The sequence below is a fragment of the Clostridium algoriphilum genome, assembly GCF_020443705.1.
Classification (GTDB): Bacteria; Bacillota; Clostridia; order Clostridiales; family Clostridiaceae; genus Clostridium_AD; species Clostridium_AD algoriphilum.
In genome coordinates this window covers 83537-101698 of sequence record NZ_JAIZZK010000006.1, presented here as the reverse complement: position 1 = coordinate 101698, position 18162 = coordinate 83537, and the positions used below count along the sequence as shown (strand labels likewise).

At 31.4% G+C, this 18162-nt stretch carries 22 protein-coding genes; 5 read left to right on the top strand and 17 right to left on the bottom strand.

The features are described 5' to 3' along the window. Window positions 1-9 precede the first annotated feature (9 nt). The 9 genes from LGK95_RS07370 to LGK95_RS07330 form a co-directional block, all read right to left on the bottom strand. Window positions 10-336, bottom strand: a complete 327-nt coding sequence (locus LGK95_RS07370; RefSeq protein ID WP_226123716.1) for a P-II family nitrogen regulator — start codon at window positions 334-336, stop codon at window positions 10-12. A 106-nt stretch (window positions 337-442) separates the two neighbouring features. Continuing rightward, window positions 443-1264: a nitrogenase iron protein gene (gene nifH / locus LGK95_RS07365; protein ID WP_226123714.1), complete on the bottom strand. Its 822-nt coding sequence runs from the start codon at window positions 1262-1264 to the stop codon at window positions 443-445. 653 nt (window positions 1265-1917) lie between these two features. Beyond that, the gene (locus LGK95_RS07360) at window positions 1918-2985 is read right to left on the bottom strand and encodes a sulfate/molybdate ABC transporter ATP-binding protein (RefSeq protein WP_226123712.1); all 1068 of its coding nucleotides are present in this window, start codon (window positions 2983-2985) and stop codon (window positions 1918-1920) included. A gap of 2 nt (window positions 2986-2987) precedes the next feature. Then, a complete protein-coding gene (gene modB, locus LGK95_RS07355; RefSeq protein WP_226123709.1) occupies window positions 2988-3671 on the bottom strand; it encodes a molybdate ABC transporter permease subunit in 684 nt (227 codons plus the stop codon). A 17-nt stretch (window positions 3672-3688) separates the two neighbouring features. Then, window positions 3689-4510 carry a molybdate ABC transporter substrate-binding protein gene (gene modA, locus LGK95_RS07350; protein ID WP_226123707.1) on the bottom strand — a complete coding sequence of 274 codons (822 nt, stop codon included), beginning with the start codon at window positions 4508-4510 and terminating at the stop codon, window positions 3689-3691. A gap of 187 nt (window positions 4511-4697) precedes the next feature. Then, window positions 4698-5663, bottom strand: a complete 966-nt coding sequence (locus tag LGK95_RS07345) for a substrate-binding domain-containing protein (RefSeq protein ID WP_226123705.1) — start codon at window positions 5661-5663, stop codon at window positions 4698-4700. A gap of 27 nt (window positions 5664-5690) precedes the next feature. After that, on the bottom strand, window positions 5691-6344 hold the full coding sequence (locus LGK95_RS07340) for a pentapeptide repeat-containing protein (RefSeq protein WP_226123703.1): 654 nt from the start codon (window positions 6342-6344) through the stop codon (window positions 5691-5693). Between the two features lie 22 nt (window positions 6345-6366). Further along, on the bottom strand, window positions 6367-6996 hold the full coding sequence (locus tag LGK95_RS07335; RefSeq protein WP_226123701.1) for a flavodoxin family protein: 630 nt from the start codon (window positions 6994-6996) through the stop codon (window positions 6367-6369). A 187-nt stretch (window positions 6997-7183) separates the two neighbouring features. After that, window positions 7184-7900: a YoaK family protein gene (locus LGK95_RS07330; RefSeq protein WP_226123699.1), complete on the bottom strand. Its 717-nt coding sequence runs from the start codon at window positions 7898-7900 to the stop codon at window positions 7184-7186. Between the two features lie 284 nt (window positions 7901-8184). Here LGK95_RS07330 and LGK95_RS07325 point away from each other — a divergent pair, with 284 nt between their 5' ends. From LGK95_RS07325 to LGK95_RS07310, 4 genes are all read left to right on the top strand, one after another. Then, on the top strand, window positions 8185-8808 hold the full coding sequence (locus LGK95_RS07325) for a TetR/AcrR family transcriptional regulator (RefSeq protein ID WP_226123697.1): 624 nt from the start codon (window positions 8185-8187) through the stop codon (window positions 8806-8808). Between the two features lie 46 nt (window positions 8809-8854). Beyond that, window positions 8855-9739, top strand: coding sequence for an ABC transporter ATP-binding protein (locus tag LGK95_RS07320; protein ID WP_226123695.1), 885 nt, complete (start codon window positions 8855-8857; stop codon window positions 9737-9739). 5 nt (window positions 9740-9744) lie between these two features. Next, a complete protein-coding gene (locus LGK95_RS07315; RefSeq protein ID WP_226123694.1) occupies window positions 9745-10542 on the top strand; it encodes an ABC transporter permease subunit in 798 nt (265 codons plus the stop codon). Between the two features lie 89 nt (window positions 10543-10631). Further along, window positions 10632-11429, top strand: a complete 798-nt coding sequence (locus LGK95_RS07310; RefSeq protein ID WP_226123692.1) for an ABC transporter permease subunit — start codon at window positions 10632-10634, stop codon at window positions 11427-11429. Window positions 11430-11710: 281 nt separating this feature from the next. Here LGK95_RS07310 and LGK95_RS07305 read toward each other — a convergent pair whose 3' ends face one another. From LGK95_RS07305 to LGK95_RS07285, 5 genes are all read right to left on the bottom strand, one after another. After that, a complete protein-coding gene (locus LGK95_RS07305; protein WP_226123690.1) occupies window positions 11711-11989 on the bottom strand; it encodes a winged helix-turn-helix domain-containing protein in 279 nt (92 codons plus the stop codon). A gap of 56 nt (window positions 11990-12045) precedes the next feature. Further along, window positions 12046-12345, bottom strand: a complete 300-nt coding sequence (locus LGK95_RS07300; protein WP_226123689.1) for a DUF2325 domain-containing protein — start codon at window positions 12343-12345, stop codon at window positions 12046-12048. 153 nt (window positions 12346-12498) lie between these two features. Continuing rightward, window positions 12499-14565 (bottom strand): ferrous iron transport protein B, encoded by a 2067-nt coding sequence (gene feoB / locus LGK95_RS07295; RefSeq protein WP_226123688.1) that lies wholly within the window; start codon window positions 14563-14565, stop codon window positions 12499-12501. A 26-nt stretch (window positions 14566-14591) separates the two neighbouring features. Continuing rightward, window positions 14592-14816 carry a FeoA family protein gene (locus LGK95_RS07290; RefSeq protein ID WP_226123687.1) on the bottom strand — a complete coding sequence of 75 codons (225 nt, stop codon included), beginning with the start codon at window positions 14814-14816 and terminating at the stop codon, window positions 14592-14594. 40 nt (window positions 14817-14856) lie between these two features. After that, complete coding sequence (locus LGK95_RS07285) at window positions 14857-15093, bottom strand: FeoA family protein (RefSeq protein ID WP_226123686.1); 237 nt, start codon at window positions 15091-15093, stop codon at window positions 14857-14859. A gap of 298 nt (window positions 15094-15391) precedes the next feature. On the opposite strand from LGK95_RS07285, the gene LGK95_RS07280 reads away from it, so the two are divergent. After that, complete coding sequence (locus LGK95_RS07280; protein ID WP_226123685.1) at window positions 15392-15661, top strand: hypothetical protein; 270 nt, start codon at window positions 15392-15394, stop codon at window positions 15659-15661. A 278-nt stretch (window positions 15662-15939) separates the two neighbouring features. On the opposite strand, the gene LGK95_RS07275 is transcribed toward LGK95_RS07280, so the two are convergent. The 3 genes from LGK95_RS07275 to LGK95_RS07265 all read right to left on the bottom strand — a co-directional run bounded on the left by LGK95_RS07275 (window position 15940) and on the right by LGK95_RS07265 (window position 18040). Continuing rightward, window positions 15940-16845: a polysaccharide deacetylase family protein gene (locus LGK95_RS07275; protein ID WP_226123684.1), complete on the bottom strand. Its 906-nt coding sequence runs from the start codon at window positions 16843-16845 to the stop codon at window positions 15940-15942. A gap of 40 nt (window positions 16846-16885) precedes the next feature. Beyond that, the gene (locus tag LGK95_RS07270; RefSeq protein WP_226123683.1) at window positions 16886-17122 is read right to left on the bottom strand and encodes a hypothetical protein; all 237 of its coding nucleotides are present in this window, start codon (window positions 17120-17122) and stop codon (window positions 16886-16888) included. Window positions 17123-17443: 321 nt separating this feature from the next. Then, window positions 17444-18040, bottom strand: coding sequence for a hypothetical protein (locus tag LGK95_RS07265; RefSeq protein ID WP_226123682.1), 597 nt, complete (start codon window positions 18038-18040; stop codon window positions 17444-17446). Between the last annotated feature and the right edge of the window lie 122 nt (window positions 18041-18162).

Genomic DNA, 18162 nt, shown 5'->3' with positions numbered 1-18162 from the left:
TTTACCTCCTTATAAACCTTCAGTTCCGGAGCTTATTGTATATACTTCATCTATGGCACTTACAAAAATCTTACCATCTCCAAAAGCACCTTTTAAACCTGTTTTTGAACTTCTCATAATTATTTTTATAACATCTTCTTTATCCTCATCACTAACTGCTATCATAAGCATTTCCTTTGGAATCTCATCATATTGTATATCTCCGACCTTTAATCCTCTTTGCTTACCTCTACCAACTACACCTATTTTAGTAATTGCAGGGAAACCTGCATCAACTAGTTCCGAAAGTACAATACCTATTTTTTCTGGTCTAATTATAGCCCTTATCATTATCATTTCTTGACTCCTCCTAACTATTTGATATAATAAGCATGGACACTTTTAAAAATATTTTCTTTGACATGTTATTCAATAAGGCTTCAAACTGATTGAATTGCATGTCTTAGATATCCATTAACCCATGCTCCATTAATATTTCTTCTAATCTTTCTTGTGACATTGGTTTTGGAATTACAAACATTTTATTTCCATCAATTGCTTTAGCAAGTTTTCTGTATTCTTCAGCTTGTTCTGCCTCCGGCTCAAATTCAATTACAGTTTGTTTATGTATCTCAGCTCTTTGAACCATGTTGTCACGTGGTACAAAATATATTAACTGACTTCCAAGTTCTTCAGCGAATGCTTTTAAAAGATCTATTTCCTTATCAACGTTTCTACTGTTACAAATGATACCACCGAGTCTTATTCCACTACTGTTCGCATATTTTAGTACTCCCTTTGCAATATTGTTTGCTGCGTAAAGCGCCATCATTTCACCACTTGCAACTATATATATTTCTTGTGCTTTTCCCTCACGCATTGGCATTGCGAAACCTCCACAAACAACATCACCTAAAACATCATAAAACACATAATCTAAATCTGGAGTATAGGCACCTAGACTTTCAAGCATATTAATTGAAGTAATGATTCCTCTTCCTGCACAACCAACACCGGGTTCAGGTCCACCTGACTCAACACATCGTATATTTCCAAAACCAGGCTTTAATATTGAATCAAGATCTACATCCTCGCCTTCTTCTCTTAAAGTATCAAGAACACTTACCTGTGCAAGCCCACCTAATAGAAGTCTTGTAGAATCTGCTTTTGGATCACATCCAACCACCATAATTTGTTTTCCCATTTGTGCAAGACCTGCTGTTAGATTTTGAGTTGTAGTAGATTTTCCAATACCACCCTTTCCATAAATCGCTATTTGTCTCATTGTCATAATCCTCCTTATACGTATCTATTTAAATGAAAGTGAAACAGTTTTAAATGTTTCACTCTATTTACTTTAAGTTAATATACATGCCAATAAATAATTTCAGCCTTACTTGCATTGTGTGAATATGGTTTAAACAGTATTAAACAACTCCAACTTGTATATTGGTTATATTGTACTGGTGATTTTAAATAAATGCAAGTACTATTTGGTTAAAATATCATTTTTTTAACAATTCTAACAATTGACATAGATGAATTTTCTCAAATCAAATTTTATTGAAAACGAGCTCATAATTGATATGACTTGTACCAAATTTATAATTATCTAATTATATATATTTAAAAAATATTTCAATTAATTTCATTTTAAAGTACACTTTTGATTAATTAATTATTATTTAACCCATATTTACAATTAAGATAAATTTAAATAGAATATTTTAACACACATAAAAAACCACTGATGGTATAGTAAGTCTACACTTTCAGTAGTTTAATATTATAAAATGTTATTTTTATTGAATGACCATAAATTACAGGAGAGAAAGGCAGTATCTGTAAGTATATAATACAATCATAGATTTGCTGTTTTTAATATGTATTTTTAATGGTAGCAGGGAGATGACTAAAAGTCCTCTCCCTGCTACCATTTTATTTTATTTGTATAACTTTCTCTGTATTTATTCTTATTTTTAATGGAAAAGGGTTTTGTTTCACTAAATCCCACTCCTCCTTAGATATATCCCACATTACATGGTAATCTTTTTCATCTACTATAGGTCGCGTAAATTTAAGATAAACTTTTATTCTAAATAAAGCCTCACTGGTAAAAACAACCCAACAATTAAAAGTATTTGTGACTTTATCATCTCCACTAAGTTCTAGATAATGAGCCCTTATACCAAGGTATGTTATATCATCTTCTAATTCATAATTAAAAGTAATTTTACATCCCCAGTCAATAGCTTCTATAATATTAGGCCCAATTTTTCTAGCTTTTGAAATATTTTTACATCCTGTTAGCTTTGCAGAGTAAAGTGTTGGTGGGTTATTAAATATAGCATCCTTATGCCCTCTAGCATCAATACATCCGCCTTCTATAATTATTATGTTATTACATATTTGATATGCTTCTTCCATATTATGTGTAACAAAAACTGAGGTTCCCTTAAACGACCTAAGGTCCTCCATAAGTTGTATAATCATACTATTGCGAAGATGCTCATCTAATGCTGAGAAAGGTTCATCAAGGAGTAATATCTCAGGATCCACAACCAGAGCTCTTGCAAGTGCGACTCTTTGTTGTTGTCCCCCTGATAGTTGATAAGGATATCTTTTTTCCATCCCAGTAAGCTGCAAATCTACAATTTTCTTTTTAATTTTATGCTCTTTTTCAACTTTTGAAATACTTTTAATGAGCCCAAAAGCAATATTTTGTTCTACAGTCATATTAGGAAATAGAGCATAATTTTGAAAAAGAAATCCTACTTTTCTTTCTCTAATACGCACATTTATTTTATTTTCTGAATCAAACAGTACTCGTCCATTTAATACTATTTTTCCACTGTCTGGGGTCTCAATGCCAGCTATACACCTCAGTGTCATGCTTTTTCCTGATCCTGATGCTCCTAGAAATCCTAAAATGTCATTATCCGCCTTAAAATCGACTCTAAGTTCAAATCCTGGTAATCTTTTTATAATGTTTACATCTAAGCTCATGATCATTTCCTCCTTGCAGAGGATACTAAAAACATTTGCTTCTCGGCCCATTTATCACTGGCAACCATAATCGTTAAAGATATTATGAATATTAATACAACCCACTTAATAGCATTACCAGTTTCTCCTGCTACCACAGCAAAATATATTGCAATGGGAATTGTTTGCGTTTCACCAGGAATGCTTCCAGCAACCATTATTGTAGCCCCAAATTCTCCAAGTGCCCTTGCAAAAGCTAGTACTGTACCCGCCGCAATTCCCGGCCAAGCTAGTGGTACCGCCACCTTCCAAAATATCTTCCACTCAGATACTCCTAAGGTTCTTGCTGCATTAATAACATTAACATCGATTTGACTAAAAGCACCTACACATGTTCTATACATTAGAGGAAATGCCACCACAGTTGCAGCTATAACTGTAGCAAACCATGTGAATATTAAATTAATTCCAAATCCACTTAATATCTTTCCTATAGGATAATTTTTCCCTATAATTAAGAGCAATATAAATCCTACAACTGTTGGAGGTAGCACCATTGGTAATGTGAAAATTCCATCTAATAATCCTTTGACGCGTCCTTTATAGCTAGCCATAAACCAAGCTACTGCAATTCCGATGAAAAACACTATAAAAGTAGCTGTTATAGAGGTTTTTATGGAAATCCATAATGGTGAATATTCTGACATACACTCCAACTCCTAACTTATTTTACAAGAAAACTAAAACCATACGATGCGAATACTGCTTTTGCTTTATCACTAGATAAATACTTTAAAAACGCCTTTGTATCATCTACATTTTTACTAGCTTTAATTACTGCTACTGGATAAACAACTGGTTTTTTATATAATTCCTTACCAGCAGTAACTAAAACTTTTACTTTCTTAGAAGTTTTGGCGTCAGTACCATATACAATTCCTGCATCTGCATCTCCCGATTCCACCCAAGATAAAACTTCCTTAACATCTTTTCCGTAAACAGCCTTTGTTTTTACTTTTTCAAGAATTTTTAAAGATGTCAATATTTCCTCTGAGTATTGACCTACAGGAACAGTTTTCGGTTCCCCCAAGGCAATCTTCTTAATTTTACTATTATTCAAATCTTTAAAATCACTAATAGCTAGTGTAGAATCACTTTTAGTTATAAGCACGACACTATTTCCTAATAAACTAACCATTGTACTGTCAATTAGTAAACCTTTTTTCTGCAGTGCATTCATCTGTTTTGTAGCCGCTGAAAAAAACAAATCAGCACTAGCACCTTGTTCTATTTGCTGCTGCAATGTACCTGAAGAACCAAAATTATAATTTATTGTAACGTTGGGTTTCTCCTTGCTATAAAGTGTTTTTATTTCCCCCATAGCTTCAGTTAGACTCGCTGCAGCAGAAATTGTTAATGTAACTGGTTTCTGAGTCGCTGTAGGCGTTGCTGTTTCTGCAGTTTTAGCCTTCTGAGCGCACCCCCCCATTGCCAATGTAGATGCTATTAAAAACATAACTAGTAAAGAACGTACTCCCTTTTTCATTTTTTCCCCCCTATAGTTTTTATATTACTGATTAAACACAACAAAATGCATTTTAAAATTAACTCACTTTGTGTTTTGTTATGTTTTGTTATGTTTTATTATAATTTAACATGTTAAAAATTTCAATGTTTTTTTATAATAAAATAAAAAGTGATTTAGCCCAATACTAAGTCACTCCATTATTACATTATGTCTCTGCAGTTATTTCGCCCAAAGCTTTTAAATCATATCCACCAATACCCTCGAGTTCCAGTCTAAATTCTTGGGACTTAAGAATTTCAAGGACAGCTTGAAAATGTGGTTTATCCATATTTTCTTTTTTAATAACAAGCTCGTAGCTTTCCTTTTGTAGCGGGATAAAATCAATTTCAGCTACCTGCTGGCTAGCTTTTTCATTTCCAATAGCAACATCTGCTCCGCCTCTTGCAATGACACTCGCAACAGCAAGATGTGAAAAACATTCCCTCTCATATCCAGCTACACTATTACCACTTATTCCAAGCTTTTTTAAATGCTCGTCTAATAATATCCTTGTTCCACTTCCAATTTCGCGATTTATTATAGTAATTCCAGGGCATTTTAAGTCTTCCCATCCTTTTATTCCTTTAGGATTACCCTTTTGGACATAAAATCCTTGCATTCTATTAGCAAGATGCACTATAATCGTTGGTATTCCAGGAAGCATTCTTTTTACATAAGGCACGTTATACTCCCCGGTCTCACTATCCCATAAATGAGCTGTAGCAATCTGGACATTCCCATGATAAAGAGCATACAACCCGTCATAACTTCCAACATAGGACCTAAGTGCCTGAACTCCTTTAGAGTGATGTTGTAAATGTCTTGATAATATATCTAGCATGATATCTTGACCACAAATAACGAAGCCATAACTTTTTTGAATTTTTTCTGCTTGATATGGATTCACAATTGTTGTATAAGCATTAGCTAACTCATTGTCGCTTCCTTTAGACTTTTGAATTTTCTTAGATCTATTCTTATAAATGTCTATATCCTTCATTTCTATTCTTATCTTGTTACCAACCCTGTAAGAGTTAAGTTCTCCTCTTTTCACCAATTCATAAACCGTATTCTTTGTAATTTTAAGTATCTTCGCAACCTCTATTGGTGTTAATACAGAATTATTTTCCATTTTATCAACCTCCCTATATAGGGTATTTTATTTAATAATGAGACCTAGTATGGCAGAAAGCGAAATAGCTTGCGTAGTGGTAACTCTTGCACCCTTAACATCAGGAATATTTATGCCCATACCTTCAATTTCACAACTAGTAAAATCTATCCCTTTAAGACTTGTGAAATTCATTTGCGCCCCAACTAAATTAGACTCTTGAAACTCGACTTTTGAAAATGTTGAATTTTGAAAATCTGAAGACCGTAATTGACATTTAAGAAATGCCACTTGCTTACAACTAGAATAACTAAAAAAAGCAAATTGTCCGTTACAATTTTCAAATATTACCTCTCGTAAGGTGGCTTCATTTAGATTAATACCGATAATTTTACAATTTAAAAATTCTACCCTATGTAATGAAGCCTCATTAAAATCCACATTTGATAAATCGCAATTTTCAAATCTCACATTAAGCAATTCTATACGTCTAAAAGTTATTTTACTAAAAATAACTTTTTTAAATATTACTTGTTTAAAGGTAATTCTGTCTGCTTCATGATTTTCTAAAGAACAATCACTAATTGTTCCATAAGAAAATATACTTTCATCTTCAATATTTTCTTTGCATAACTCTATAATATCTAAATCACTGTCAAATTTAGGCCTTATAACTTTTGTTTTTATTTTCTTGTCTTCCATATATACTTACCTCCATTTTAATTTAATCTATATGTATTTCAAACTTTTTCTCTGCTTCTTTTCTTAACCTAAGCGTTTTTTCTAGTTTTTGTCCAGCCATTATTACTTGTTCCAAAGCAATTCTATCTTGCAGTGCTTCGCCCTTTTTAAACAAATTTAGAACTTTAACAGTCGATAGTACTCTATATCCTAAACCTTCAAGAGGTTTCTTCATAGCTTCAGCAGTAAACCCCATATCTTCTTCATTATTTTGTTCACAGATAGCTATAACCGAAGCATATTTTCCACCTAATACTTCATTTACACTTGACCAAACCGAGCGTTCATTTTTATCAAATATTTGAAAACAATATAATCTTTCAATAAAAGCTTTCATGTCTGATGTTATATTATAAAAATATGTTGGAGATCCTAAAATAATAGCATCAGAGTTGATAATTAGTGGGTATATTTTTTGCATGTCATCCATTATTACGCACTTGCATGTGTCTTTACATCCTTCACATCCAGTACAGCCTTTAATATTATAATCTCCAAGAAAAACGAGCTCAGTTTCCACGTCTTTAGACTCAATTGCATGTAATGCTTGCTGCACTAAATATGCTGTATTACCATTTTTTCTTTTACTTCCTACTATCCCTAATACTTTCATTCTACTACCTCCATTAGTTAATTCTCGTAGTTATGTTAATTCTATTTATACCATTTTTAAAGTTTCGTGTATTTACACGACTCACATAGTACAACAACAATATTTTATTGTCAATAGAATTTAATTACTATTATAATTATATAAGTCTGCTTAAATCTGCGATTAGATTATGTCTTTGTGTCTTCCCTTATTTGCTTCGACCTTCGGCAACGCTAAATAATATAAAAACACAGACTAATACAATAGCAGCCCCCCATATTGCCTTAACTCCAACACTAAATGTCAACAGAGCGCCTAAAAATGAACCAAATAAAAATGAGAGGACTATGCTAAAAAACCGAATAGTGCGAATAGCTGCTTCGGAATCTTTCTGCGTAAAAGCAATATATGCTGCCTTTGAAGCTGATCGCAGGTTTCCTGTGGACATGGTTGAGCTATATGGGGAATCAGCTAGTTTAGGAAATGAAGCTACTTGAATCGAAGCAACGAATGAAATTATAATATTTACAATAGTATCAGGAAACGAGTTTGGTATAAATCCTATTATAAAAAGAATAATAATTTCAAAAACTAGAACTGCCCTTGGCCAATCCAATATAAACAGGCGTGATGAATTGTTTTTTATTGCTTGAACAACAATTACCCCAATTATAAAAGCTAATATAGGTGGAATATGAATAAGTGCCTGCACCCATTCGCCTTTTGCAGCATATATTCCTAAGAGTACAATATTTCCAGTTTGAGCATTAGAGAAAACACCTCCCCTTCCTATAAAGGTATAGGAGTCCAAAAATCCACCAGCAATTGCAAGAAGAATTCCAAATCTAAAGGACTCATGTATCTCATGACGTGAATGTAGTTTTCCAACTCTTTTTTGCATTACATTAAAAACATTACCAATCAAAATTTATCGCCTCCACTTATTGTCTCATTGTTTTGCCTAAAACCATTAAAAATAAAGTATATATATAATAAATATGTCTTGAGGCTAAAGTAGAAAACTGCATAATTCTAAATTTATGACATTATAATATATTATATTGTAACATAAAATTTAGGATACAGAAAATAGGAGTGTTACCTGCTTAAAATATTTTTTAAACAGTTGACCCTATGAGTCAATAATGCTATTATTTAATTGACTAATGTGGTCAACAATATTTGTTCGTTAAGAAAGGAGTTATTAAAATGTTTTCTAAATTTCTAAACTTACAACAAGAAAAGCAAGAACGTATATTAGATGCTGCTATGAAAGAATTTGCACAAAAAGGTTTTGAAAACGCGTCTACCAATGCAATTATTAAAGAAGCTGACATATCAAAAGGTTTATTATTTTACTATTTTAAGAATAAAAAAAGTTTATTTTTATTTTTATATGACTATTGTATCAATCTCTATATCAATGAATTTTACAAAAAAATTAATATGGATGAAACAGATATTTTTATTAAGTTACGTCAATGTTCAGTTATAAAGTTAGAATTATTAATGAAATATGCAGCTATCTTTATATTTATTGAAGTTGCATACAGGGATAAATCTGAAAATATAAAGAGCGATTTAGAACTTATAAATAAAGAACTATCCATTAGTAATTATAATAAGATATTTAAAAATATGAACACATCAAAATTCAAAAAGGGTCTAGATACAGAAAAATGCATTAATATTATAATGTGGACCCTTGAGGGTTTCGGAGCCCAAATAACCAAAAACGAAAAATTACTAACTTCAAATAAAGAGGATTATCAAAAAGCCTTTGATGAAGCAGATCTTTATATGAATGTTTTAAAAAATTGTTTCTATAAATAATGCTAGTCATATAAATGGCTAGTTTAATAATAAGGGGGTCTTATTAATGAATGTTATTGAAATCAAAAATTTGACTAAAAGTTATGGCAATGCAAGGGGAATTACCGATGTAAGTTTTAATGTTTGCGAAGGTGAAATCTTTGGGTTTATTGGTCCAAATGGTGCAGGAAAATCAACAACAATTAGAACATTGTTATCTTTAATTTATCCAACTAGTGGCAGCGCTACGATTTTTGGTAAGGACTGCGTTGAATTTGGACCTGAGATAAAGAAAGAAATAGGATATCTACCATCAGAAGTCTTTTATTATGACAATATGAAGGTTATTGACCTACTAAAGTATTCAGCTAGTTTCTACAAGAAAGATTGTAGTAAAAGGATTAGTGAACTGGCAGAGATAATGGATCTTGATCTTAATAAAAAAATTGATGATTTATCATTTGGCAACAAAAAGAAAGTTGGTATTGTCCAAGGACTGTTACACTCACCTAAACTTATTATACTTGATGAACCTACTAGTGGACTTGACCCACTTATGCAACAAAAATTCTTTGAACTCCTTGAGGAAGAGAATAAAAAGGGTGTTACAATTTTACTTTCTTCTCATATTTTAAGTGAGGTTCAGAGGTTATGTACCCGCGTTGCAATTATTAAAGAGGGAAAAATTATAAAACTTGATAAAATTAGTACATTACAAGAAAATAACCATAAGAAATTTAAAATCGAGGTAAACTCAAAAATAGATGATAGTTACTTTAAGTTCAGCGGTGTTACCGATTTTAATATAAAGGGTAACATAATAAGCTTTTTATTTAGTGGTAATATTAATTTTATTATGAAAAAGATTTCAGAAATAGAAATATCCAATCTCTGGATTGAAGAGCCAGACCTTGAAGAAATCTTTATGCATTACTACGAAAAGGAGGACTAAAAACTATGAATATGTTTAGTCACGAATTGAAGGCGTATAGAAAATCCACTATTATATGGACCTGTTCTTTAATAACACTTGTTGTTCTTTTCTTATCACTGTTTCCCGCTTTTTCAAAAGAAGCTGAGGCTTTTAAAGGAATAATGAAAGGTTTCCCAGAACCAGTAAGAAAAGCAATGGGACTCTCTGTAGATAGTATGTCTTCTATTTTGGGGTTTTACTCCTATATGTTTTTATATACAACACTCTGTGGTGCCATTCAAGCTATGAATCTAGGAACCTCCATTATATCAAAGGAAGTCCGCGAAAAAACAGCAGATTTCCTTTTAACTAAACCTGTTACTCGCACAGAAATTATGACATCAAAGCTAATGGCTGCATTAACCTGTCTTGTAATTACCAATGTAGCCTACTTAGTAGCGAGTAGCATTATGGTGTCCTTTGTTTCAACAAAAGACTACAGTTACAAGCTATTTTTTATGATTTCTATTACATTGTTTTTCATTCAGCTTATGTTTCTTGCTTTGGGGATTATAATTTCTGTTGTGATGCCAAAGATTAAATCTGTGCTACCTATTTCCCTTGGCACTGTATTTACATTCTTTATTATTGGTATGTTTGCAGCGACGTCGGGAGATGGTGCCATGCGTTATATTACACCCTTTAAGTATTTTGACACAAACTACATTATAAAAAACTCTAGTTATGAGATCTCATTTATTATAATAGAAATATTGTTTATTGTTGCAGCAATTGCTGCCAGTTATTTTGTATACTCTAAAAAGGATGTTCATGCTGTTTAACGTCGACTTCGCTTCGAAGATGATGATTTAACGGGTGTATCAATTTATAGTTATTTAATAGATAATAAGGAATACGAGGGGGTTAGTTTATGAATGTATTTATTGTAGAAATGAAGGCCCATAGAAAAGGGCTTATTATATGGGCTTTTGGTATTCTATTTATGGTTTTTGCTGGTATGGGCAAATATGTTGCATTATCATCTTCCGGTCAATCTATGAATGATTTATTTGCACAAATGCCGAAATCTATGCAAACAATTTTTGGTATAGGTGGTTTTGATCTGTCAAAGGCCAGCGGTTATTATGGAATGTTCTTTTTATATTTAGCGCTTATGGCAACTATTCATGCTGCTATGCTTGGAGCTGATATAATTTCAAAGGAAGAACGTGATAAAACCGTAGAATTTCTACTTTCAAAACCTATTTCAAGAAATAAAATTATAACATCAAAACTATCTGCAGCCTTTGTAAATATTTTAATATTTAATATTATCACTTTGGTTTCTTCAATTATTATAGTAGGAAAATATAGTAAAGGGGAAGCCGTAAATTCAGAGATAGTACTCTTAATGGGTGGAATGTTTATTTTGCAGCTTATATTTATGTTTATTGGCACATCTATAGCTGCTTGCTGCAAAAATCCAAAGAATGCAACAACCATATCTATGGCAGTTCTTTTAATCACATATATATTATCTATGGCAATAGACTTAAGCGGCAAACTTGAAAATCTTAAATACTTTACACCATTTAAATATTATGAGGCTAAAAATTTAATATCTAGCGGTGGCTTTCAACTAAGTTTTGTAATTTTATCAATATTAATTATTTCAGCAATGTTAACTATCACATATGTATTTTATAGAAAAAGAGATTTGAGCATATAATAATATTACAAACATCTATAACATGGAAGTTTACTCCATGTTATTTCTTCTTATACTCTACAATTTAGCTAAATATAAAATAGATAAATATTCAAAAAACAAATTCAGCCTAGCATTTGTGCTAAGCTGAATTTATACACCCTCTTTGGAGAACTAAGTGTATGTTAATATTATTATTGAAAGGTCTTTGTACTGTACTATTCGTAGCCTATTAAAAAGGTTCCATAGGTAAGCTATATATTCACATATAATTTTACGACCTATTTAACATTTTTTTAAAACTATTTTACCGTTAATGCCGTTTCTCTCCCTTTACTTGTAATCTTCCACATTTTTATATCCACATTTGAAGTATTACAACAACTTCCCTTTTTAGAGCTACTTCCGCAATCACATCCACCAGAGCAGGTCGCCATCTCTTCTGCCTCGATATATCCCATCCTCTCAAGTTGTAATATTATTTGCTCAACCATTCCTTCATCTATTCCAAGTTCCTTAGCCATTATCTTATTAGAATACCGCGCGCCTTGAGATAATCTTTTCAATACTTTCATTAACATTATATATTCCCCCTTTGCACCATAATTTTTGCTTTCTCTTAAATGTAAATAGCAACTTACTCAGCCCCCGCAAGTTCCTTCGCGCACTCTTGTATTTTCTTTTCCATGTGTGTCCATGAACGCTTAGAGTATACAACCTTAACATTAGATCTTCTTGATTCTTCTTTAACAACCTTTGCTAATTGATGACCTACAAAATCTACCAAGACCATTACTAAATCTATGTGACCAGGCATTCTAAAATTTTTAGCATCCTTTTTTCTACCAGTTATATGCTCTATGTCACTAAATCCATTCTGCATTAATTTCTCAGTGATACTACCAATATTATCTCCACCTATGAGTAATATGCACATAAGTTCACCTCCCTACTATATATTCTATGATATTGACACTCATTATCAATAAAATGCTAATCTTATCTCTTTTTTCTATAATTAATTATATGAAAACATTTAACAACTTTATAATATACTCATACCAACTTGATATTTATTTGTGTCTTATTACTAACTAAAACCTAGAAGTTTTCCTATTTGATATACTAAAACTCCTCCAACCCACCCGATAACACAAGTATATATAACGGCTATAAGTGCCCATTTTCTAGAATTTGTTTCTCTTCTTATTGCACCTATAGTCGCTGCGCAAGGACAATACAATAAAGTCATTACCATAAACGCTAGAGATGTAAGAGGGGTAAATGCTTGCTGAATAGCAGCAGTCAATGATGCATCATTTGATGCTGCATAAACAGTTCCCAAGGTACTAACTACTGCTTCTTTAGCAGCAAGGCCTGTTATAAGTGACACTCCGGCCTGCCAAGTTCCAAAACCTGCTAAGTTGAATATTGGTGCAATAACTGAACCTACTGATCCAATTAAACTATCTCTCGTTCCTGGTTCTACTCCCAAAGGCATGTTTGAAAGTATCCAAACAATTATAACTAATCCTAATATAATTGTACTCATCTTTTTTAAAAAATGAGATGATTTTTCCCACATATGAATTAATACACTTTTAGCTGTAGGTACACGATAAGGTGGAAGTTCCATTACAAAATAAGATTCTTCTCCTTTGAATACTTTAGCGCTTAAAAATTTACCCATAAGTATTGCAACTGCAATCCCTAAAATGTATAGACCGAATACAATAACTCCACCTGCATCAAAGAACCAAATCTTTCTGCCTGCAAAGAAGGCACCAGCAAACAATGCATAGACTGGAAGTCTTGCACTACAGGATACAAAAGGGTTTATGAGTATAGCTATCATCCTATCTTTCTTACTATCTAAAGTTCTTGTAGACATAATACCTGCAACGTTACAGCCACTAGATATTATAAGAGATACCGCTGTTTTACCATGCAATCCTATTGAATTCATAAATTTATCCATTATGTATGCTGCTCTTGCCATGTATCCGCTGTCTTCAAGTATAGCTATAAGAAAATACATAGTGAAAATCATAGGTGTAAATACAAATACTGATCCAAGTCCACCTATTATTCCATCAGTTACAAATGATTGTAATAATGCTGGTGTTCCCATGCTCTCTAGAATGCCACCTACAAATTCTCCTAAAGCACTGAATCCACTATCTACAAGGCCTCCTAAAAATCCATTTCCAAAGGTCATTGCTATCTGATACATTAGGAACATTATTACTGCAAATATAGGTATTCCTAAATACTTGTGAGTAGTCCATTTATCCATTTTATCAGAAGTACTCTCAACGTTTGATGTTTCTTTCTTAACACTATCTTGAACTATTTTACTTATAAGTTCATATCTTTTATCTATTATAAATGCATCTGGTTCATACCCTATTTTTTGAATTAAATTCTCTATACTTTTATCTAATGTAGTATTTACCTTTTCGGCATTTTCTTTCTCTTCTACATATTTCTTTATATATTCATCCTTTTCTAAAAGCTTAAGTGATGCCCATTGCGCTGGGTACTGCGTTGTAGCTGAAACTTGTGAAAAAGTTTCTGTAAGTAACTCAATTTCCTTCTCTATATCTTTACCATAATTAATTCTAAAGGTATTATGTTGCTCCGAATCACCTATTCTTATGGCTTCCTTTATAAGTTCTTTTATGCCTTCATTTTTAGTAGCTACTGTTTCAACTACTGGTATACTTAAGGTTTTCGATATTTTTTTAACATTTATTTCTATGTTCTTGTTTTTTGCTTCATCCATCATGTTAAGAGCTAAAACCATCTTTGCCCCAGTTTCTAGAATCTGCATAGTTAAATATAAGTTTCTTTCAATATTACTTGAGTCAATTACGTTAATTACTACATCTGGCTTACTTTTTAAGATAAAGTCACGGGCTACTACCTCATCCTCTGAATATGCTCCAAGACTATAAGTCCCTGGTAAATCTACAACAATTACATTTCTTCCCTCAAACTTAAACCTGCCCTCTTTTTTTTCAACTGTAACTCCTGGCCAGTTACCAACATGTTGCTTAGAACCAGTTAATGAATTAAATAAACTAGTTTTTCCACAATTAGGATTACCAGCTAAAGCTATAACTAAATCTTTCTTCTTATTACTCATATTATCCATGTATTCCCCCATGATTTCATATTATATTATACTTCTCTTACCATAACTTTTTGTGCCATACCTCGTCCTAGTACTAATCGAGTTTCTCCAACCTTAACAATTACAGGACCACTATCATTTTTCATCATCTTTACAATAGCACCTTTGCTCATCCCCATCTCCATAATCTTCTTGCAGATGTTTTCTCCGCCTTGTACGCTATGAATTTCTGCAAATTTACCTATTCCGACAAAATTAAGTGGCATACTCATAATTTTAACCTCCATTATTATTTTTGTACATAAGCTACATTTAAATTAGTTCTACCATAATATCCTTTGCTTCGTTTTTTCTAAGGCTTAAAGTATATCCTCTAACCGATAGCTCTATTGGATCTCCCATAGGTGCTTTCCCAGTTACTACAAGTGTTGTATTCTTAACTATCCCCATGTCCATTATTCTTCTTCGTACTTTACTTTCTAGTGCTACTTCTACTACTTTTACCTTGGTTTTCAATTCTACTTCAATTAATGATATTGCCTTTGTCATAAAATCACCCCTCACACATTCTCTGTTAATATTGAATTTCATTATCAATAAATGCATAAAAAAATTGCATATTTTTCTATTTAGTATACATAATCATTTGATATCCATTCTCATAATACTATGATTTAGTCTATTTGTAAACATATTCTTTTATTATATGAACTTAATTAATCTAATTTATGAATTTTAATTTCACACTTCTTACAAATTCTTAGTTGAGAGTAATAGTAAAAAATACGTAAAGGTTCAGAGTACTACTAGTTCAGATAGTGGACAAGATAATAGTAGCTCATCAAGTATGAACTCTAATAGTAAATTAGTAGAAATTACAACAGGTATAGAAACTGAAGACTATATTGGAGTTACAAAAGGCGTTACAGTTGGACAAGCAGTATTAGTTCAGCTCCCTTCAAGTAGCAGTAGCACTACTGCTCAACGTGGTATGGGTGGACAAGATGGATCTATGGGAGGCCAAATGCCAAGCAGTGGTGGACAACAAGGCGGTAGTAGTAATGGTAGTTCAAGTTCTAAATCCTTGGACCCTCAGGTGCAGGTAAATCTACACTAATGAATCACAGTTAGAGATGGTCACATAACTTCCGATGAATTGAATAACAAAGAGGTGAGGTTATGAGGATATCACAATTATTTAAAATAGCACTTTCGGAATTTATCCTGCAAATAAAGCATCAAAATTGAACCCAATAGAGGCATTAAGATTCCAATAACATGAGAGGCTTATAGTTAATTTTATTTAACTTAAGCCTTTTTCTACTATTTTATATTTCTACTATTTTATATTTCTACTATAGGGTAGAATTACAGTAGATTGTTTATAACTGAAATCTAAGTTGCAACCTTAAATTGTGGTGCATAAGTATTTTCAGAAAGTACATCAAAAATAAATCCTTTCTTCTTAAGACCCTCTATAATTTCAGGTAAGGCTTGTACAGTCGTAATCTTTGGGTTCAAATCATGCATTAGTACAACTGGATGTTTAGTTCGACTGCTTTCAGTTAAAACTGCTTGTACAATTTTATTTTTGCTTTGACGATAGCTTGATGCATCAGTAGAATCCACATTCCAATCAAAATAAATGTAGCCTTCTTTATTTGTTTCTTTAATCATCGTGTCCATAATCCCCTTCCCACCATAATATTGACTAACAGTATTATTAGATCCACCTGGATATCTTAAAATATGATTAGGCTCTTTACCTGTTATATTGGTAAGGAACGCATCTAATTTTGAAACATCTTTTTTAAAATTATCTGCTGATGTATAAACGTCTTTATATTCGTGACTATAGGTATGGTTAGCTAATATATGTCCGTCATCAGAAATATGTTTATACAAATATCCTAATTCAGGGTGACCATTCACAAAGAAAGTTGCTTTAATGTTATATTTTTTTAAGATCTTTAATATTTCTAAAGTGTTATTTGATGGTCCATCATCAAATGTTAAATAAGCTATTTTTGTATTAGCTAATTTTTCTCTATATAATATCTGATTTTGTTTCATGGAAGTTCTAAGATTTTTATTTTTTAACCTTAACGACTCATTGTCACTATTCATTTGACTTATTTGTTGCACGAATAAATTGCTTTTCTCTTTTTTTTCTTGACTCCTTACAACTGTTGCTTGGCTAACAGCTGCCTTTATAAGTAGAGAAATACATATAGTGAAAATAAAAACTTTAATTAATACAAATTTTGATGAGGGCTTTTTCTTTATTACTAAATTAATCATATTCCTTCCTTATTCCTCCTAATACGCCTAACACTCTATATCAATTATTAATATTTTTTAATCTGTTAGCCTTTTCTGAAATTTTTAAATTTGTTTCATTAAGCTCATAATTTGTTTTTGTTAAAGCTTTATTCTCAAGTTTAAGGGACTCAAATTGAGTTTTTAAACATTCAGTTTTAGTTTTATTATCATTATTGCTCTTTAAAAAATAAAGATATATTGAACCTATAAATAAAATACTAAAAAGTCCAAGAGCGTTTACACTTCTTTTTTTCATTATTTATTCCCCTTTCTTAGAAAATTTACCAATTAACACTATAATACACTATAATGCGATGTAATGTATTGCTAAAAGTTACATTTATTGCGAAAAAGTTTGAAAAACATAAATAATTACTACAATTACCAAAAATAAACATATTATAACTTAGTATAATATATTTACACGCTAAAATAGTCAAAAAATACCTATAGAATAATCACCTTTTTAAAAGTGTTTGTTCTATAGGTACAGTTTTAAAATATATTTTATGTAGACATATATTGGACAGCCAATAACTATATCAGAAAGGAATATGTATTTACAAGTTAACATTTATTATTCAAATGATTCAGCTGAAGTAGCCTTTCTAATTGATTTATCTGCTTCTACATTAGCTTCTATTTGTTTTACTACAACCTTATTATTATATATAATTGCTTGTTTTTCGTATCTTTTTAGCTTACATATTCTAATAACTTCATTTTCATTTATACCAAAGTCTTTAAGATAACTTAAATACCTGTCCTCTTGACTTGATAAATACTCACTTATACCTAGGGTTTTGCATTTTTCTATATTATCATGATTTATTGTTTTCATATAACCACCAAAAGCATACATCAATGCTTTGCTTGAATTCTTTTCTGATTCGCTACTTATACCAGTTAAATATCTAAAGCTAGATTCTATATCTTTTTTTACTCTTACAATTTCTTTTTGTTTTTTTATTTTAGAGCTTAAACTCTTTACATCTTCCTCTTTTAACTCAGAATCTTTAATATTATTTTCTGCATCTTTAAATTTCTCATTTTTTATGTTTTGTTCAATAATATTAATTTTTTGCATATATTTATTATTATGTAAATGAGTACCTACAATACTCATTCCAAGTACAATTGCGATAACTATAACTGTACTCTTTTTCATTTTCAAAATAATCCCCCCTAATATATAGAACATAAACTTACTGTATTTACATTTTATTAATAGTAAATATTAAAGTCTTTACCTGTTGTATTATAATACATATATGCTGAGTTGTGAAATAAAAATAT

Excerpts from the sequence above, each read along its gene's own strand:
- LGK95_RS07370 (WP_226123716.1), bottom strand. The coding sequence starts at position 336 with ATGATAATGATAAGGGCTATAATTAGACCAGAAAAAATAGGTATTGTA.
- nifH (WP_226123714.1), bottom strand. The coding sequence starts at position 1,264 with ATGAGACAAATAGCGATTTATGGAAAGGGTGGTATTGGAAAATCTACT.
- LGK95_RS07360 (WP_226123712.1), bottom strand. The coding sequence starts at position 2,985 with ATGAGCTTAGATGTAAACATTATAAAAAGATTACCAGGATTTGAACTT.
- modB (WP_226123709.1), bottom strand. The coding sequence starts at position 3,671 with ATGTCAGAATATTCACCATTATGGATTTCCATAAAAACCTCTATAACA.
- modA (WP_226123707.1), bottom strand. The coding sequence starts at position 4,510 with ATGAAAAAGGGAGTACGTTCTTTACTAGTTATGTTTTTAATAGCATCT.
- LGK95_RS07345 (WP_226123705.1), bottom strand. The coding sequence starts at position 5,663 with ATGGAAAATAATTCTGTATTAACACCAATAGAGGTTGCGAAGATACTT.
- LGK95_RS07340 (WP_226123703.1), bottom strand. The coding sequence starts at position 6,344 with ATGGAAGACAAGAAAATAAAAACAAAAGTTATAAGGCCTAAATTTGAC.
- LGK95_RS07335 (WP_226123701.1), bottom strand. The coding sequence starts at position 6,996 with ATGAAAGTATTAGGGATAGTAGGAAGTAAAAGAAAAAATGGTAATACA.
- LGK95_RS07325 (WP_226123697.1), top strand. The coding sequence starts at position 8,185 with ATGTTTTCTAAATTTCTAAACTTACAACAAGAAAAGCAAGAACGTATA.
- LGK95_RS07320 (WP_226123695.1), top strand. The coding sequence starts at position 8,855 with ATGAATGTTATTGAAATCAAAAATTTGACTAAAAGTTATGGCAATGCA.
- LGK95_RS07315 (WP_226123694.1), top strand. The coding sequence starts at position 9,745 with ATGAATATGTTTAGTCACGAATTGAAGGCGTATAGAAAATCCACTATT.
- LGK95_RS07310 (WP_226123692.1), top strand. The coding sequence starts at position 10,632 with ATGAATGTATTTATTGTAGAAATGAAGGCCCATAGAAAAGGGCTTATT.
- LGK95_RS07305 (WP_226123690.1), bottom strand. The coding sequence starts at position 11,989 with ATGTTAATGAAAGTATTGAAAAGATTATCTCAAGGCGCGCGGTATTCT.
- LGK95_RS07300 (WP_226123689.1), bottom strand. The coding sequence starts at position 12,345 with ATGTGCATATTACTCATAGGTGGAGATAATATTGGTAGTATCACTGAG.
- feoB (WP_226123688.1), bottom strand. The coding sequence starts at position 14,565 with ATGGATAATATGAGTAATAAGAAGAAAGATTTAGTTATAGCTTTAGCT.
- LGK95_RS07290 (WP_226123687.1), bottom strand. The coding sequence starts at position 14,816 with ATGAGTATGCCACTTAATTTTGTCGGAATAGGTAAATTTGCAGAAATT.
- LGK95_RS07285 (WP_226123686.1), bottom strand. The coding sequence starts at position 15,093 with ATGACAAAGGCAATATCATTAATTGAAGTAGAATTGAAAACCAAGGTA.
- LGK95_RS07280 (WP_226123685.1), top strand. The coding sequence starts at position 15,392 with ATGAACTCTAATAGTAAATTAGTAGAAATTACAACAGGTATAGAAACT.
- LGK95_RS07275 (WP_226123684.1), bottom strand. The coding sequence starts at position 16,845 with ATGATTAATTTAGTAATAAAGAAAAAGCCCTCATCAAAATTTGTATTA.
- LGK95_RS07270 (WP_226123683.1), bottom strand. The coding sequence starts at position 17,122 with ATGAAAAAAAGAAGTGTAAACGCTCTTGGACTTTTTAGTATTTTATTT.